Source organism: Pseudomonas frederiksbergensis, from assembly GCF_000802155.2.
Lineage (GTDB): Bacteria > Pseudomonadota > Gammaproteobacteria > Pseudomonadales > Pseudomonadaceae > Aquipseudomonas > Aquipseudomonas frederiksbergensis_A.
In genome coordinates this window covers 77,257-91,440 of the sequence record NZ_JQGJ02000002.1, presented here as the reverse complement: position 1 = coordinate 91,440, position 14,184 = coordinate 77,257, and the positions used below count along the sequence as shown (strand labels likewise).

Below are 14,184 nucleotides of genomic sequence, written 5' to 3'. Positions count from 1 at the left end.
CGCAAACGAACGCCATCGCAAGCGGCCTTCACCGGTATCGGCCTTCTTGCGTCGACTCTGTCTGGTCATGACGGGCCTCGGCATTCTGTGCAGCCCGGCGTTGGCCGAAAAATCCAAGCCCCAGCCTCTTTACAACAGCCTCGCCCACGCCGCGCCGGAACTCAATCCCCAAGCGCTGAAAAGTGCCCTGAGTGCGATGCAGTGCGCAGTTGCCAACGGCGCTCGACAAGCCCGCCACCTGGCCGTGATCGACTATTCGCAACCGTCCACGGCCCGTCGGCTGTGGATCTTCGATCTGCGTCAAAAGAAGCTGGTCTTGCGCGATCTGGTGGCCCATGGGCAGAAATCCGGGGAAAACTTCGCCACGCAATTCTCCAATCGCCTGGGCAGCTATCAGTCCAGCCTGGGCTTGTTCCGCACCCAGGAAAGCTACCAGGGCGCCCACGGCTATTCGCTGCGCATGGATGGCTTGGAACCTGGGTTCAACGACCTGGCCCGGGACCGGGCGATCGTGATCCACGCTGCCGATTACGTGAATCCGCTGTGGAGTGTGCGCCAGGGTCGCATCGGCCGCAGCCTGGGCTGTCCCGCCGTGCGTCCGCAAGTGGCGCGGCAAGTGATCGACAAGCTCAAGGGCGGGCAGTTCATGTTTTCCTGGTACCCCGACCCGGCGTGGCTCAAGCGCTCGGCCTATCTCAATTGCCAGCCGCAACAAGTGGCGAGCATCCTGGCGACGAGCGGCGGCTAGCAGCACCTTTGTGACGAGGGAGTCCCCCACGCTGCGCTATCAAGGGATTGCACCAGGTTCGCCGGTGGTTAAAATGCCGGCCTTTCGAGTCGCTGGCGTTTTTTCCTGATGAACCCTCAAGCCCTCCAAACCTTGCACAGCCACTTGTTGACGGCGCTGGCATCGGCACCAAACGAAACCCGTCGCCTGTTCCACGGGCGCGGGCGCTGCTGGCCGGGCCTGGAACAGGTCACCGTCGACTGGCTGCAAGGTGTAGTGCTGGTCGCGTTGTTCAAGGAGCCGGAGGCGGCGCAACTGAAGGATTTACTGTCGATGCTCCAAGCCCTGGCCGCCTCGCCCACCTGGCAACACAGCGGTGCACAAACCCTGGCCTTGCAGCATCGATACTTGCCCGACAGTCTCACCCAATGGCTGGTGGGCGAGCCGATCGATGAATGGACGCTGACCGAAGGTGGCCTGCGCTACCGGATCGACCTGGGCAAAAAGCAGAACAACGGCCTGTTCCTCGACATGCGCTACGGGCGCGACTGGGTGCGGACCAATGCCGGTGGCAAGCGCGTGCTTAACCTGTTCGCCTACACCTGCGGCTTTTCCGTGGCGGCCATCGCCGGCGGTGCGCAGCACGTGGTCAACCTGGACATGTCTCGCGCGGCCTTGAGCCGTGGGCGCGACAATCATCGTTTGAATGGCCATGACTTGGGCCAAGTGACTTTCCTCGGCCACGACTTGTTCAAGTCCTGGGGCAAGGTCATCAACAGCGGCCCCTACGATCTTGTCATCATCGATCCGCCCACTTTCCAGAAAGGCAGCTTCCTGCTGACCAAGGATTACCAGCGCGTACTGCGCCGCCTGCCGGAGCTGCTGAGCGCCCACGGCACGGTCCTGGCCTGCAGCAACGACCCGGCCACCGGACCGGACTTCCTCATCGACGGCGTCATGCGTGAAGCGCCTGGGCTGACATTCGAAGCGCGGTTGGAAAATCCTCCGGAATTTCCAGACGCCGATCCGGCCTGTGGCCTCAAGGCCCTGGTGTTCAAACGCCAGGACCCGGCTCTTGGATAGCCTTGTGCGCGCTCCCTGAGAATTACAAATTTCCTCTACTTGGCGAATCGTCTCGCGACTAGACTGTCTCGCGGCGCCAGCAACGCGAACCGATTGGGTCGCGCTTGCGGCAGCCCCGAAACCGGACTGTTCAAGGATCGAAGAACCATGTCGCAATCACCTCCCCCTGACCCGCGCCAGCGCTGGCGTGCCTTGATCGTCTTGTGCCTGGGCGTGCTGATGATCGTGCTCGACGGAACGGTGGTCAACGTCGCCCTGCCGTCGATCAAGGACAGCCTGCAATTCGACGACGCCGACCTGGCGTGGATCGTCAACGCCTATTTATTGACCTTTGGCGGCTTCCTGCTGCTGGGTGGCCGCCTGGGCGACCTGTATGGCCATCGGCGCCTGTTCACCCTTGGCTTGGCGGCGTTCACGCTCGCATCGCTGGCCTGCGGCATGGCGCCGTCGCAAGCCTGGCTCATCATCGCCCGGGCCATCCAGGGGCTTGGCGGAGCGGTGGTCACGGCGGTGGCCTTGTCGTTGATCATGGATCTGTTCACCGAGCCTGGCGAACGCGCGCGGGCAATGGGCGTTTACAGTTTCGTCTGCGCGGCGGGCGGCAGCATTGGCGTGTTGCTGGGTGGTTTGCTCACTGACCTGCTGAGCTGGCATTGGATCTTCCTGGTCAACCTGCCTGTAGGCCTGGTCGTCTTGGCCCTGTCCCTGAAATTGTTGCCGGCCGTGCACGCCGAAGGCAGTGGGCAGCTGGACGTTGCCGGCGCCGTGACTGCGACGGTTTCGCTGATGGTCGCGGTGTATGCCGTGGTCAATGGCAACGAACAAGGCTGGACGTCTCTCCACACGCTGGGCCTGCTGGCAGCCTCGGCCTTGTTGATGCTGGGCTTCATCGTCATCGAACGCCGGATTGTCCATCCCTTGATCCCGATGGGCCTGTTTCGCCTGCATAACCTGCGCACCGCCAACCTGCTCGCAGTGCTCTGGGCCGCGTCGATGTTCGCCTGGTTTTTCCTGTCGGCGCTCTACATGCAGTTAGTGCTGGGCTATACGCCGATGCAGGTAGGATTATCGTTCCTGCCGGCCAACGTGATCATGGCGATTTTCTCCCTGGGCCTGTCGGCGCGACTGGTGATGCGCTACGGCATCCGGACGCCGCTGGCGCTGGGCCTGTTACTCGCCGCCATCGGCCTGGCGTTGTTTGCACGGGCACCGCTGGACGGCCAATTCATCGGCGACATCCTGCCGGGCATGTTGCTACTGGGCTTGGGGGCGGGAATGGCGTTCAACCCGATGTTGCTGGCTGCGATGAGCGAAGTGGAACCCAAGGATTCCGGCCTGGCCTCAGGCGTGGTCAACACGTCGTTCATGATGGGCGGGTCGGTGGGCCTGGCGGTGCTGGCAAGCATAGCCGCGTACCGGACCAAGACGGCCGCGCCCGAGCTTGCGCCGCTGGTGGCACTCAATGATGGGTATCAGGTGGCGTTCCTGATCGGTGCGATGTTTGCGCTGGCTGCGGCGATACTGGCGCGATTTCTGCTGCGAAGCACCGCGATGGGACAGCAGGCGAAAGTCGACTCCGCCGCCCATCCGGCCCCTTGAAAGCCCAGGGCTTTAACGACAGGCATCAAACGATGCCTGTCGTTTAAGCCGGTCCAGTTCAATCTCAGGCAGCCATCCTTTCACACGCCTCGGCACAGGACCGGCATGCCTTGGCACAATCCTGGCAATGACCCGCTTCGTGCCCAGCACACTCCTCGCCACAGGCTCGGCAGATGCTCGCGCAGACAATACAAAGATCGGCGGCGACCCGACTGTCACGCTGCATCAATGTCGCCGCCAGGCGGCACAGGTCGGCGCAGTCGCGGTCCAGCTCGATGCAACGCGCCATCATCTGGACGTTTTCTTCTTGCAGGCAAGCGCTGGCGCAGGCCTCACAGGTCATGGCGCAGGCCAGGCATTCGTCGATGCAGGCTTGATAACGTTGGTTCATGGCACTCTCCTTTTTCGAAGGTCGAGAAAATGGCATACCGCCTTTTCAGGGCAGGTATAAGAGTGCGACTCGCCGCGCGCGCCTGGGGTTTCGAAAGAAAAATTACATTTTCGTCAGCCAGGAAATACCGCGACTCCTGCTGCGGTGCAGGGCTATACCAGCAACGTCAACCACGCCGACACCAGCAGCAACACCGCCATGACACGGTTGAAGCGCCCCATCGCCACGGCGGAACGGCAGAACCTTGCGGCGCCGCGCCCCAGGTAGGCCCAGGCGGTCATGCAAGGAATGGAAATCGCGAAAAATGCAAGGGACAGCCAGAGCACCTGCGCCGTACGGTCCGCCCCGGCACCGGCGAATACGCTGACCACCGCCAAGGCCATCATCCACGTCTTCGGGTTCACCAGTTGCAATCCGGCAGCTCCGGCCAGGCCAAGCCGCGGGCCTTCAACCGGTCGGTCCGGGTCGATGGCTTCGGCCGGTGCGCTGAAAATCTGCCAGGCCATCCAGCTCAGCCAGGCGATGCCGGCCCAGGACAATGCCGTTTGGATGGTCGCATGCCGGGCCAATACATCCCCCAGCCCAGTGCCCACCAACAGCACCAACAACGCAGCGGCCGCGCAAGCGCCGAGGATGATCGGCCAGGTGGTCGCCAGGCCGAAGCGCGAGCTGTGGCTCAGCACCAGGATATTGGTCGGCCCAGGGGTGATGGAGGCGACAAAGGCAAACAGGGCAAACGGCAGCAACTGGTCCATGGAGCAATTTCTCGGTGGGTGATCGTAGGACCGATCATCCCGATGCTGACATGCTCAGTCTGGAACAATTGAGCAGCGCTTGCGGTAGTCCGCGGGGCTCATGCGATAGGCACGCTGGAACCAGCGGCCCAGGTGACTCTGGTCGGCAAAACCAAGCATGGCGGCCACCGCCACGGCACTTTCGCCACGGGCCAGCAAGCGCCGCGCCCGGGCCAGGCGCAGTTGGATCAGGTAAGCATGGGGCGCCAGGCCGAAAGCGGCCTTGAATGCGCGGCTCAGGCGAAAGCGATCGACACCGGTAGCCCGCGCCAAATCGCCCAGGCCGATGTCTTCGCTCAGGTGGCTGTGCAGGTAGTCGCGGGCCTGCTGTGCAACCAGCGGCAGCCGCGGGTCGGGATTGATCCGCGCACGCCAGTGCAGGTGTTGGGTGAGGTTGGACAGCAGCGTGTCAAGTGCGGTCTGGCGGACGATCAGGATGTCCTGCTCATGCAGGCTCTGGAAGGCCGTGGCGGTGGCGCGCGCCAGTTGTACGTCGTCATTCAGAGTGGCGGCGAAACCCAATTGGGCGTTGTCCGGTGCTTCTTCGAACAGCGAGCGCAGCTCGCGCTCCAGCCAGTGTGGTTCGAGGTACAAGGTGCGGTAGGTAAAGCCCTGTTCGTGAGGTGCGTTTCCGTCATGCAGCTCGCCGGGCTCGAGCAGGAACACTTTGCCCGGCGTGCTGTTATGTTGCTGGCGGCGGCAATGGAACTGCTGCACCCCCTGCTCCGTCACGCCCACCAGGTAGGCATCGTGCCAATGCGGATCGTAGGCATGGCCCTCGAAATGCGCGCGCACGGTCTCGATACCGGACGAGGCGTCCTGCTTGAGATCGATCCAATTGCGCGCTGTCATGCCTTACCCGTCTAGTCGATGTGCTCTGGCAGATTAACTGCTGCCCAAGCGCCTGTCTGGAAGATTTGTGCAGATTGAGGGGGCTCATCGGGTGCCCCGCATCACGCATCCGGCGTAATCACCGGCAGCACGGTTTCCACCGCCAACCGCGCCAGTTCCGCATCCTCTTCAGCCTTCACGCCGGAAACCCCGATGGCGCCGATGCACTGGCCATCGTGGCGGATCGTCACGCCGCCCTCAAGCATGCCTTGCAGGTGCGGAGCGCTCAGGAAGGCCAGGCGACCACCGTTGATCATGTCTTCAAAGGCCTTGCTGTCACGCCGCCCCATGGCCGCGGTGCGGGCTTTTTCGGTGGCGATGTAGGTCGACAACGGCGAGGCATCGTCCAGGCGCAACAGCCCCAGGGGATGCCCGCCATCGTCTACCACGCAGATCGATACGGCCCATTGGCGCTGGTGAGCCAGTTCCTTGGCAGCGACCAGCAGCTGGGCAACGTCCTGCTCCGTGAGTACCGCTTTGGTTTTCATGAATCACTCCGTGTCATGGAACATGAGGCCAGGGGCGGCACCCGCTGGCCATGGAAAGTGCCTGATTATTCGCCGTAGATATCGAAATCGAAATACTTCTGGCGAATCCGGTCGTAGGTGCCATTGGCGCGAAGGGTTGCCAGGGCCTGGTTGAAGCGGCTCGCCAACGGGTCGTTCTTGCGCACGGCGATGCCAATGCCGGTGCCGAAGTATTGTTCTTCGACGAAATTCGGCCCGACAAATTCAAAATCCTTGCCTTCCGGACGCTTGAGCAAGCTTTCGTCGATTACCACGGAGCTGGCCATCGTCGCGTCCAGGCGACCGCCCAACAGGTCGAGAAAAATCTCATTCTGCGAACCATAGCGGATTACCTCGGCGCCGGCCGGGACAAATTTGTCAGTGACGTAGCGATCGAAGTTGGTGGCCCGCTGCACGCCGATCCGCTTGCCCTTGAGCTGTGCGGGGATTTCGTTGATGCCGCTGCCCTTGCGGAACACCAGGCGCGCCGGGATACGGTAGTAGCGGTCGGTAAAGTCGACCGATTTCATCCGCTCCGGGGTGATCGACATGGAGGAAATCACCGCGTCGACCTTCTTCACCTTGAGCGCCGGGATCAAACCGTCGAACTCCTGCTCTTTCCAGTCGCAGCGAACCTTCATCTCGGCGCACAGGGCCTGGCCGATATCGTAGTCAAATCCAACGATGGCGTTGTCCGGGGTTTTCGAGGCGAACGGCGGATACGCCGCTTCGATGCCGATGCGCAATGAGTTTTCCGCAGCGTGCAGGTTGGCGCCGAGCGCCAGCAACGAGACGAAACCCAGCTTGAGTGCGATGCGTTTGATGTTCATTCATTAGCTCCGGATGCGATGTTATTGAGTTCGGACGCTCGGCGAAAAGTCGTCCGTTATGGCAGCAGCAACGTGAACAAGCGCAGGCGACGGCTCTGGTGGTCGTCTTGCCCGGTAACGGCAGAACAGCGGTCCGGCGGTGCTATGCCGGTGCTATACCGCCGCGGTGACGATGAGCTCCAGCAGGATCTGCGGATCATCGAAAGCCACTTGTGCGGTGGCGCGCGCCGGGGTGTTCGCGACGTCGACCCACTCACTCCACAGCGCATTCATTTGGGCAAAGTCACGGCCCATGTCTTTCATCCAGATCTGCACACTAAGCAGGCGACGCCTGTCTGTGCCCGACGCGGCGAGCAATTCGTCGACCCGTTGCAGCACTTGGCGCGTTTGGCCGCCGATGTCCTGGCTGCAGTCGGCGGCGACGATGCCGCTGAGCCAGGCCACGCCGTTGTGCACGACGCTGCGGCTCAAGCGTGGGTTGCTTTCGATACGTTGGATGTTCATGACAGTTCCTCCGGTGAGTGGCGTTCGCCGGCCAGTTGCGCCAGCGTGATGGGTTTGAGGGGCGGACGAATGCGGTAGTAGCCCACCTCGGCGGGCGGCACGCGACGATGGGCGGCGATGATCTGGGTAACACTCAAGCCGCACTGGCGGCCCTGGCACGGCCCCATGCCGCAGCGGCCGAAAGCCTTGGTCTGGTTGGGCCCCAGGCAGCCGAGGTCGACGTAGCGGCGGATATCACCAGCGCTGACCTCTTCGCAGCGGCAGACCATGACGTCGTCGGCGGGAACGCAGTGCTCTGCCGGAGGCCGATAAAGGGCATCGATCAACGGCCGCGCGGCGCGAGCGCGGCGCAGCGCCTTCCGGACGCCATGTGCCTGCCCGTGACGTCCGGCGATGGCCAGCGCCGCCAGTTGCCCTTCAAGCCGCGCAACCTGGGCGCCACCAATGGCCCCACCGTCACCGGCGATGAAGATCCCAGCGGCGCTGCTTTCACCAAAACCATTGCGGCGCGGGACCCAGCACAACTGCGACGCGCTCCAGTCATGTTCCAGGCGCAGCGAGCGGCTGATCTGTGTATGCGGGACCACGCCCTGGTGCAACAGAATCAACTCGGCGGGCACCCGGTGATGCTGCCCCTCGCTGTCGAAGCTCAAGGCCCTGGCCCGATCCGCGCCCTCGATGCGCAGGTGAGCGGCACCGCGAAAATGGCGGATGCCGGCACGCTTCAATTCAACCAAGAGCCTCGCGCCCTTGAGCAAGTCGCGCCAACCCTGCAACGCGCCAGGAATCGCACGCCAGGCCTTGAGCAAATCACGTCGGTGGCTGGTATCGACGAGCGCGTCGATGACGATACCCGCCCGCAGGTACTGCACCGCCAGCAAATAAAGCAGCGGACCGCAGCCTGCCAGGACCACCGGACCCGCCGGCACCATCGCCGAGCTTTTGAGCAGGATTTGCCCCGCGCCGGCGGTCATGACGCCGGGCAAGGTCCAGCCGGGGATCGGCATCGGACGTTCGAGGGCGCCCGTGGCAATCAACAAATGTCGCCCCTGGAGAATGCGTGCCTGGCCTTCGACCAGGTAGTGGACCTCACGCTGCGGCGTTACCTGCCAGATCGCCGCGTTGGGTAGATAGCGTGCGCCACAGCCCATGAAATCCGCCGCCAGTTCAGCGCCCGCGTAGTAGTCCTCGCCCAGCACGGCACGGCTGCGACCATCGGCTTGAAGGACCTGGCGATAAATCTGCCCGCCGGGACTGGCCTGCTCATCCAGCACCACCACGGACAGCCCCTGGGAGCGGGCTTCGAGCGCCGCGCTCATGCCGGCCGGGCCGGCACCGATGATGATCAGGTCGATCGCAACGTTACTCATCATTCGCCTCCCCAACCGGCATCAGGGCGGCAGCGCCACACTGACGGCGCACGCGCATGCCCGCACGCACGGGCACCAGGCAGGATTGGACGCTTGCCTGGTCGTCGACCTGCACCAGGCATTCGAAGCACACGCCCATCATGCAATATGGCGCCGCGGGCCGGCCGCTGATCGCGCTTTCGCGGGTATGGCGCACGCCGCTGGCGAGCAACGCCGCTGCCAGGGACACGTGGGCCGGCACGCTCAACGGCTGGCCGTCGAATTCGATCAATACGTTGTGCTGCGCGGCGGCCAAAGGCCGGAAAAGGCGGTCAGCCGACATGGCGCATCTCCATGGAGGAATTGAAGCGGTGCAGGCCGAATGGCTTCACGGCGGGGTCGTCGAAGTCACCAGCGATCCAGGGGGCCAGGCGCAGGGCATGAACGGCGGCCAACGTCACACCGCTGTGGCAGCTCACAACCGACAACCCCGGGCAGACTTGGGACATTTCGTAGATCGGAAACCCGTCGGCGCTCATCACCCGCAACGCCCCCCAGGCCCGCACCAGCCGTACGTCACCCAGCAGTGGGAAACACTGCACGGCCCGCCGGGCAATGGCGGCCATGACCCGGCTGCCGGTGCCATCGTCGAAACCGGCCGACTCGTGGGAATCGCCCAGTTGCACCGTGCCTTCATCGGTCTGGCGCACGTAAGTGGTGGGGTATTCCAGGAAGGGCTGGAGGCGTTCGGTCACCAGGATCTGCCCACGGTTCGGTTGCACCGGTACATCCAGGCCAACCTGTTCGCCCAAGCTCCGGTTGCCCAGGCCCGCGGCCAGGACCACCTGCCGGGCCGACCAGCGTTGATCGCCGGCCTGTAATCGAAATCCGCTGGCATCGGGTTCGATCGCCTCGACGCGGTGACCATTGATCACCTTCACACCACGGGCCTGGCATGCCGCGTAAAGGGAGCGCAGCAGCTTCAACGGGTTCACATGGCCGTCCATGGGCGAGAAGCAACCGCCCACGACATCGGGCCCGATGCCGGGCAGGCGATTGCGCAGTTGCACCGGATCCAGCAGCTCGTAGGGGTAATCACCGTCAAGGGCTTCGCGCAGCCAGCCCAGGCGCGCCGCCTCCTCGGCCATTTCCGCATCGCTCAGGCACAGTTGGAAACCACCCGCCTGGCGCAGATGGATATCGATCCCGGTATCGGCGTGCAGCGCGGCAGCAAACCGTGGCCACAGCGCCACCGAATCACGGGTCCATTGCGCATAGGGGCTCATCCCATAGCCCTTACCCTGCACCCACAGCAAACCGAAGTTGCCCCGGGCGGCACGAATGGCGTCGTCTCCCTCGTCGAGCACGCTCACCTGGCGTCCGAGCAAGGCCAGGCCATAAGCGATGGACATACCCACCAGGCCACCGCCCACGATGATGACATCAGTTTTTTGCATGGCTGCTCTGTGCTCTGCATAGCCGTCATGTCTCGGTAGATGCCCCGACATTTCGGCTTGATGAGTTGATGGAGCAAATCCTAGGACGCTGACACGGCCATGAAAAATGCTTTATTTTGGACATCCCATGTCTTTTTGTTATGGATAGCTAAGCTTATGAACCTTCGCCAGCTGGAAGCCTTTCGCGCAGTGATCCTGGGACAGACAGTGACCCGCGCCGCCGAAATGCTGCACATCTCCCAGCCCGCCGCGACCCGGCTGATCGCCAGCCTGGAAGAAGACATCGGTTTCAGCCTGTTCGACCGCATCAAGGGCCGGCTGCAACCCACCGCCGAAGCCATGACGCTGTATCAAGAGGTGCAGCGCTCGCTGTTAGGCGTTGAGCGCATCGCGCGTACCGCCCAGGACATCCGCAACCTCAAGCGCGGATCGCTGCACATCGCCTGTGCGCCGGCGATGGGCTTGTCGTTCCTGCCGCGAGCCATCGCTGCGTTCATGGCCGAGCATGACCAGGTGCAGATTTCCCTGGTGGTGCAATCTTCCCGGGAAGTCGTGGACCTGGTGGTGGGCCAACGCTGCGACTTGGGCTTGATCGTGCTGCCCAACACCTATCCGAGTCCCCGCGCCGAAAAACTGCTGGCGACGCGGATGCTCTGCGCCCTGCCCGCCGGCCATCGCCTGGTGGATCGCGCGACGGTCTTCCCGGAAGACCTGCAAGGCGAGCGGTTCATTTCCTATCCGCAGTCCATCGGCTCTCGCCAACACATCGACGCGATCTTCGCCGCTCATGGCGTGGAACGTGAGCTGCGGCTGGAGACGCAGCTCTCCCAGCCCATGTGCACCTTCGTCGAGCAGGGCCTTGGCGTTGCGCTGGTGGACGCCATCAGTGCGGTCGAATACCGGGGCGACGGCATCGTCTTTCGCGCCTTCGAGCCGGCGATCGAAATGGACTTCAGCATGCTGCTGCCGATCCAGGGCCCCTTGTCGAAATTGCAGGCCTGTTTCCTGGAGCACATGCAGCGGTTCATCGAGGTGCAGGTGCCGGCGGCTTATCGCTTTTAGCCCACCCAATGGATCCATTGGTTGTGGCCAGTCATCAGCAGATCCACCAAAACCGTTGACAAGCAAATTAGTTAAGAGAGTTAATGGATCCACAGATAAAAACAAAACCAGCCTGGAGATCCGCTCATGTACCCCAAGAACACCTGGTACGTTGCCTGCACGCCTGATGAAATCGCCGACAAGCCGCTGGGTCGACAGATCTGTGGCGAGAAAATGGTTTTCTACCGCGGGCATGGCGGCGAGGTCGCGGCGGTCGAGGATTTCTGCCCGCACCGTGGCGCCCCGCTCTCGCTGGGTTACGTCGACAATGGCAACCTGGTGTGTGGCTATCACGGCCTGGTGATGGGTGGCGATGGCAGGACCGTCGAAATGCCCGGCCAACGAGTGCGCGGGTTTCCCTGCAACAAGACCTTCGCCGTGCAGGAACGCCACGGCTTTATCTGGGTCTGGCCGGGTGAACAGGCGCAGGCCGACCCGGCGCTGATCCCGCATTTGGAATGGGCGCAAAGTGACGAATGGGCGTATGGCGGCGGCTTGTTCCACATCCACTGCGACTATCGCCTGATGATCGATAACCTGATGGACCTGACCCACGAAACCTATGTTCATGCGTCGAGCATCGGTCAGAAGGAAATTGACGAGGCGCCCCCGGTGACCACGGTCGAAGGCGACGAAGTCGTGACCGCCCGGCACATGGAGAACATCATGGCCCCACCGTTCTGGCGCATGGCGCTGCGGGGCAACAACCTGGCCGATGATGTGCCGGTGGATCGCTGGCAAATCTGCCGCTTCACCCCCCCCAGCCATGTGCTGATCGAAGTTGGCGTGGCCCATTGCGGCCACGGCGGTTATCACGCCGCGCCGCAGTACAAGGCGTCGAGCATCGTGGTGGATTTCATCACTCCGGAAACCGAGACGTCCATCTGGTACTTCTGGGGCATGGCCCGGCACTTCCAACCCCGGGACGAAGCACTCACCGCCAGCATCCGCGAAGGCCAGGGCAAGATTTTCAGTGAAGACCTGGAGATGCTCGAACGCCAGCAGCGCAACCTGCTGGACCATCCACAACGCAACCTGCTCAAGCTCAATATCGACGCCGGCGGCGTGCAATCGCGGCGGGTGCTGGAGCGTTGGATCGCCCGGGAACGCGAGCAAGAGGCCGCGTTGATTGCCAGCACGCGCCAGCCGCAACACGCGGAGCAACGGCCATGATCGAAGTCCACGTCACGGCGCGCAACGACGAAGCCCTGGACATCTGCAGCTACGAGCTGGCGTCGGTCGATGGCCAACCACTCCCGGCCTTTACAGCCGGTGCCCATATCGATGTGCATTTGCCCGATGGGCTGGTTCGTCAATATTCATTGTGCAATCACCCCGAGGAGCGGCATCGCTACCTCATCGGCGTGCTCAGGGATCCCGCTTCACGGGGAGGCTCGCGCAGCCTGCATGAGCAGATCCAGCCAGGCATGCGCCTGCTCATCAGCGAACCACGCAACCTCTTTACGCTTGCCCCGCAGGCTAGCCGCAGCCTGCTGTTTGCGGGCGGTATCGGCATCACGCCGATCCTGTGCATGGCCGAACACCTGGCCCAGAGCGGCGCTGCGTTTGCCTTGCATTACTGCGCCCGGTCCAGGGATCGCGCGGCTTTTGTGGAGCGTTTGCAGCAATCGCCTTATGCCGACCGGGTGTTTTTGCACTTCGATGAAGAACCCGCCACGGCGCTGGATGCCGCGCGGGTATTGGCCTCGTCCGACCAGGATCAGCACTTATACGTGTGTGGACCCGGTGGTTTCATGCAACACATCCTCGACACCGCCAAGGCCCAAGGCTGGCAGGAATCCAACTTGCACCGCGAATACTTCGCCGCCGCCCCCGCCGACACCAGCGCCGATGGCCGCTTTTCGGTGAAGCTTGCCCGCAGTGGTCAGGTATTCGAAGTACCGGCGGACATGAGCGTGGTCCAAGTCTTGGAAAGTCACGGCGTCGAGGTTCCGATTTCGTGCGAACAAGGCATATGCGGCACGTGCCTGACCCGTGTGCTGGAAGGTGTGCCGGACCATCGGGACATGTTCCTGACCGAGGCCGAGCAAGCCTGCAACGACCAGTTCACGCCGTGCTGTTCGAGGTCCAGGACGCCGTTGTTGGTGTTGGATCTCTGAGCCCGGCAGCCTCCGACAGGATATGTACGCCTTAGTCAGATCGCAGGATCACCTTCATCCGCTCATCCGCCAATGTCGAGCCAAACACTTCGGCGTAGCGCAGGGTGGCGTTGGCATGCTCACGCATGATCGCCTCGGCACGGGCGCCCTGGCGATTGACCAGTGCATCGAATACCGAGTGATGCTGCATGTGGGCGTAGTTGAAACGGCGGTACTCGCCGGCCATGTTCTGGCGATCGACCGCCAGGGCGGTGACAGAGGCAAATGGCAGATGATCGTTGCGCGCCAGGGCGTCGGCGATGGCCGGGTTGTGGCTGCCTTCGACGATCACGTGGTGAAAGCGCATGTTGAGGTCGTGGTAGACCTCCAGGTCTTCTTCGGTCACATAGCCCTTGGCGAACAGTTCGTCGCCTTGCACCAGACACAGTTCGAGCGCGCGACGAGCCTCTTCGGACAGTCCCCGTTCGGCCGTTTGCCGCGCCGCCAGCCCTTCGAGCACGCCACGGACTTCCACCGCACCGGCAATTTCATCGGCACTGACGGAGCGCACCTGGAAACCACGCCCGCCAAAACGCACCAGCAGCCCTTCCTGCTCCAGGGTGCGAAACGCCATGCGCACCGGCATGCGCGAGACGCCGAACAACTGCGCGGTGGGAATCTCCATCAGGCGCTCGCCGGCCGCCAGTTCGCCTGAAGCGATCATTCGACGCAACGCGACCAGCACCGTTTGGCCGGGCTTACTCATTCAGGGGATATCCAGGGAAGAGAGAGCCGCCATAGTAGTTGCAATCATATCCGGGAGCGAGCGTGCGCGCGAAAGCGGAGGGTTTCG

The 14,184-nt window shown here is 63.0% G+C and carries 16 protein-coding genes; 6 read left to right on the top strand and 10 right to left on the bottom strand.

What is annotated here, in order from left to right:
- Positions 1 to 67 precede the first annotated feature (67 nt).
- The 3 genes from JZ00_RS03520 (at position 68) to JZ00_RS03510 (ending at position 3,409) form a co-directional block, all read left to right on the top strand.
- On the top strand, positions 68 to 748 hold the full coding sequence (locus JZ00_RS03520; protein ID WP_039588793.1) for a murein L,D-transpeptidase catalytic domain family protein: 681 nt from the start codon (positions 68 to 70) through the stop codon (positions 746 to 748).
- A gap of 108 nt (positions 749 to 856) precedes the next feature.
- Positions 857 to 1,810 carry a class I SAM-dependent methyltransferase gene (locus JZ00_RS03515; RefSeq protein ID WP_039588384.1) on the top strand — a complete coding sequence of 318 codons (954 nt, stop codon included), beginning with the start codon at positions 857 to 859 and terminating at the stop codon, positions 1,808 to 1,810.
- A 147-nt stretch (positions 1,811 to 1,957) separates the two neighbouring features.
- Positions 1,958 to 3,409: an MFS transporter gene (locus tag JZ00_RS03510; RefSeq protein WP_046509009.1), complete on the top strand. Its 1,452-nt coding sequence runs from the start codon at positions 1,958 to 1,960 to the stop codon at positions 3,407 to 3,409.
- 64 nt (positions 3,410 to 3,473) lie between these two features.
- Here the strand turns inward: JZ00_RS03510 and JZ00_RS03505 are convergent, their stop codons facing one another.
- The 9 genes from JZ00_RS03505 to JZ00_RS03465 form a co-directional block, all read right to left on the bottom strand.
- Positions 3,474 to 3,800, bottom strand: coding sequence for a four-helix bundle copper-binding protein (locus tag JZ00_RS03505; protein ID WP_039588383.1), 327 nt, complete (start codon positions 3,798 to 3,800; stop codon positions 3,474 to 3,476).
- A 152-nt stretch (positions 3,801 to 3,952) separates the two neighbouring features.
- Positions 3,953 to 4,555, bottom strand: coding sequence for a LysE family translocator (locus JZ00_RS03500; protein WP_039588382.1), 603 nt, complete (start codon positions 4,553 to 4,555; stop codon positions 3,953 to 3,955).
- A 54-nt stretch (positions 4,556 to 4,609) separates the two neighbouring features.
- The gene (locus JZ00_RS03495) at positions 4,610 to 5,446 is read right to left on the bottom strand and encodes an AraC family transcriptional regulator (RefSeq protein ID WP_039588381.1); all 837 of its coding nucleotides are present in this window, start codon (positions 5,444 to 5,446) and stop codon (positions 4,610 to 4,612) included.
- A gap of 101 nt (positions 5,447 to 5,547) precedes the next feature.
- Positions 5,548 to 5,973, bottom strand: a complete 426-nt coding sequence (locus tag JZ00_RS03490; RefSeq protein WP_039588380.1) for a GlcG/HbpS family heme-binding protein — start codon at positions 5,971 to 5,973, stop codon at positions 5,548 to 5,550.
- Between the two features lie 65 nt (positions 5,974 to 6,038).
- Positions 6,039 to 6,815 (bottom strand): ABC transporter substrate-binding protein, encoded by a 777-nt coding sequence (locus JZ00_RS03485; RefSeq protein WP_039588791.1) that lies wholly within the window; start codon positions 6,813 to 6,815, stop codon positions 6,039 to 6,041.
- Between the two features lie 159 nt (positions 6,816 to 6,974).
- Positions 6,975 to 7,325, bottom strand: a complete 351-nt coding sequence (locus JZ00_RS03480; RefSeq protein ID WP_039588379.1) for a RidA family protein — start codon at positions 7,323 to 7,325, stop codon at positions 6,975 to 6,977.
- The gene (locus JZ00_RS03475; RefSeq protein WP_082112029.1) at positions 7,322 to 8,695 is read right to left on the bottom strand and encodes an FAD/NAD(P)-dependent oxidoreductase; all 1,374 of its coding nucleotides are present in this window, start codon (positions 8,693 to 8,695) and stop codon (positions 7,322 to 7,324) included. Before JZ00_RS03475 ends, JZ00_RS03480 begins: the two co-directional genes overlap by 4 nt.
- The gene (locus tag JZ00_RS03470) at positions 8,688 to 9,017 is read right to left on the bottom strand and encodes a (2Fe-2S)-binding protein (RefSeq protein ID WP_039588377.1); all 330 of its coding nucleotides are present in this window, start codon (positions 9,015 to 9,017) and stop codon (positions 8,688 to 8,690) included. The genes JZ00_RS03475 and JZ00_RS03470 overlap by 8 nt, the downstream gene beginning before the upstream one ends.
- Positions 9,007 to 10,131, bottom strand: coding sequence for an NAD(P)/FAD-dependent oxidoreductase (locus JZ00_RS03465; RefSeq protein WP_039588376.1), 1,125 nt, complete (start codon positions 10,129 to 10,131; stop codon positions 9,007 to 9,009). Before JZ00_RS03465 ends, JZ00_RS03470 begins: the two co-directional genes overlap by 11 nt.
- A 156-nt stretch (positions 10,132 to 10,287) precedes the next feature.
- Between JZ00_RS03465 and JZ00_RS03460 the strand changes: the two genes are divergently transcribed.
- The 3 genes from JZ00_RS03460 (at position 10,288) to JZ00_RS03450 (ending at position 13,352) form a co-directional block, all read left to right on the top strand.
- Positions 10,288 to 11,193, top strand: coding sequence for a LysR substrate-binding domain-containing protein (locus JZ00_RS03460; protein WP_039588375.1), 906 nt, complete (start codon positions 10,288 to 10,290; stop codon positions 11,191 to 11,193).
- Between the two features lie 126 nt (positions 11,194 to 11,319).
- Positions 11,320 to 12,405: an aromatic ring-hydroxylating oxygenase subunit alpha gene (locus JZ00_RS03455; RefSeq protein WP_039588374.1), complete on the top strand. Its 1,086-nt coding sequence runs from the start codon at positions 11,320 to 11,322 to the stop codon at positions 12,403 to 12,405.
- The gene (locus JZ00_RS03450; protein ID WP_039588373.1) at positions 12,402 to 13,352 is read left to right on the top strand and encodes a PDR/VanB family oxidoreductase; all 951 of its coding nucleotides are present in this window, start codon (positions 12,402 to 12,404) and stop codon (positions 13,350 to 13,352) included. Before JZ00_RS03455 ends, JZ00_RS03450 begins: the two co-directional genes overlap by 4 nt.
- A gap of 31 nt (positions 13,353 to 13,383) precedes the next feature.
- Here the strand turns inward: JZ00_RS03450 and JZ00_RS03445 are convergent, their stop codons facing one another.
- A complete protein-coding gene (locus JZ00_RS03445) occupies positions 13,384 to 14,097 on the bottom strand; it encodes a GntR family transcriptional regulator (RefSeq protein WP_039588372.1) in 714 nt (237 codons plus the stop codon).
- Between the last annotated feature and the right edge of the window lie 87 nt (positions 14,098 to 14,184).

Bases quoted from the DNA above. Each gene is read 5' to 3' on its own strand.
- JZ00_RS03510 (WP_046509009.1), top strand. From the start codon at position 1,958: ATGTCGCAATCACCTCCCCCTGACCCGCGCCAGCGCTGGCGTGCCTTG.
- JZ00_RS03460 (WP_039588375.1), top strand. From the start codon at position 10,288: ATGAACCTTCGCCAGCTGGAAGCCTTTCGCGCAGTGATCCTGGGACAG.
- JZ00_RS03505 (WP_039588383.1), bottom strand. From the start codon at position 3,800: ATGAACCAACGTTATCAAGCCTGCATCGACGAATGCCTGGCCTGCGCC.
- JZ00_RS03465 (WP_039588376.1), bottom strand. From the start codon at position 10,131: ATGCAAAAAACTGATGTCATCATCGTGGGCGGTGGCCTGGTGGGTATG.
- JZ00_RS03450 (WP_039588373.1), top strand. From the start codon at position 12,402: ATGATCGAAGTCCACGTCACGGCGCGCAACGACGAAGCCCTGGACATC.
- JZ00_RS03470 (WP_039588377.1), bottom strand. From the start codon at position 9,017: ATGTCGGCTGACCGCCTTTTCCGGCCTTTGGCCGCCGCGCAGCACAAC.
- JZ00_RS03515 (WP_039588384.1), top strand. From the start codon at position 857: ATGAACCCTCAAGCCCTCCAAACCTTGCACAGCCACTTGTTGACGGCG.
- JZ00_RS03475 (WP_082112029.1), bottom strand. From the start codon at position 8,695: ATGAGTAACGTTGCGATCGACCTGATCATCATCGGTGCCGGCCCGGCC.
- JZ00_RS03490 (WP_039588380.1), bottom strand. From the start codon at position 5,973: ATGAAAACCAAAGCGGTACTCACGGAGCAGGACGTTGCCCAGCTGCTG.
- JZ00_RS03480 (WP_039588379.1), bottom strand. From the start codon at position 7,325: ATGAACATCCAACGTATCGAAAGCAACCCACGCTTGAGCCGCAGCGTC.
- JZ00_RS03455 (WP_039588374.1), top strand. From the start codon at position 11,320: ATGTACCCCAAGAACACCTGGTACGTTGCCTGCACGCCTGATGAAATC.
- JZ00_RS03520 (WP_039588793.1), top strand. From the start codon at position 68: ATGACGGGCCTCGGCATTCTGTGCAGCCCGGCGTTGGCCGAAAAATCC.
- JZ00_RS03500 (WP_039588382.1), bottom strand. From the start codon at position 4,555: ATGGACCAGTTGCTGCCGTTTGCCCTGTTTGCCTTTGTCGCCTCCATC.
- JZ00_RS03495 (WP_039588381.1), bottom strand. From the start codon at position 5,446: ATGACAGCGCGCAATTGGATCGATCTCAAGCAGGACGCCTCGTCCGGT.
- JZ00_RS03445 (WP_039588372.1), bottom strand. From the start codon at position 14,097: ATGAGTAAGCCCGGCCAAACGGTGCTGGTCGCGTTGCGTCGAATGATC.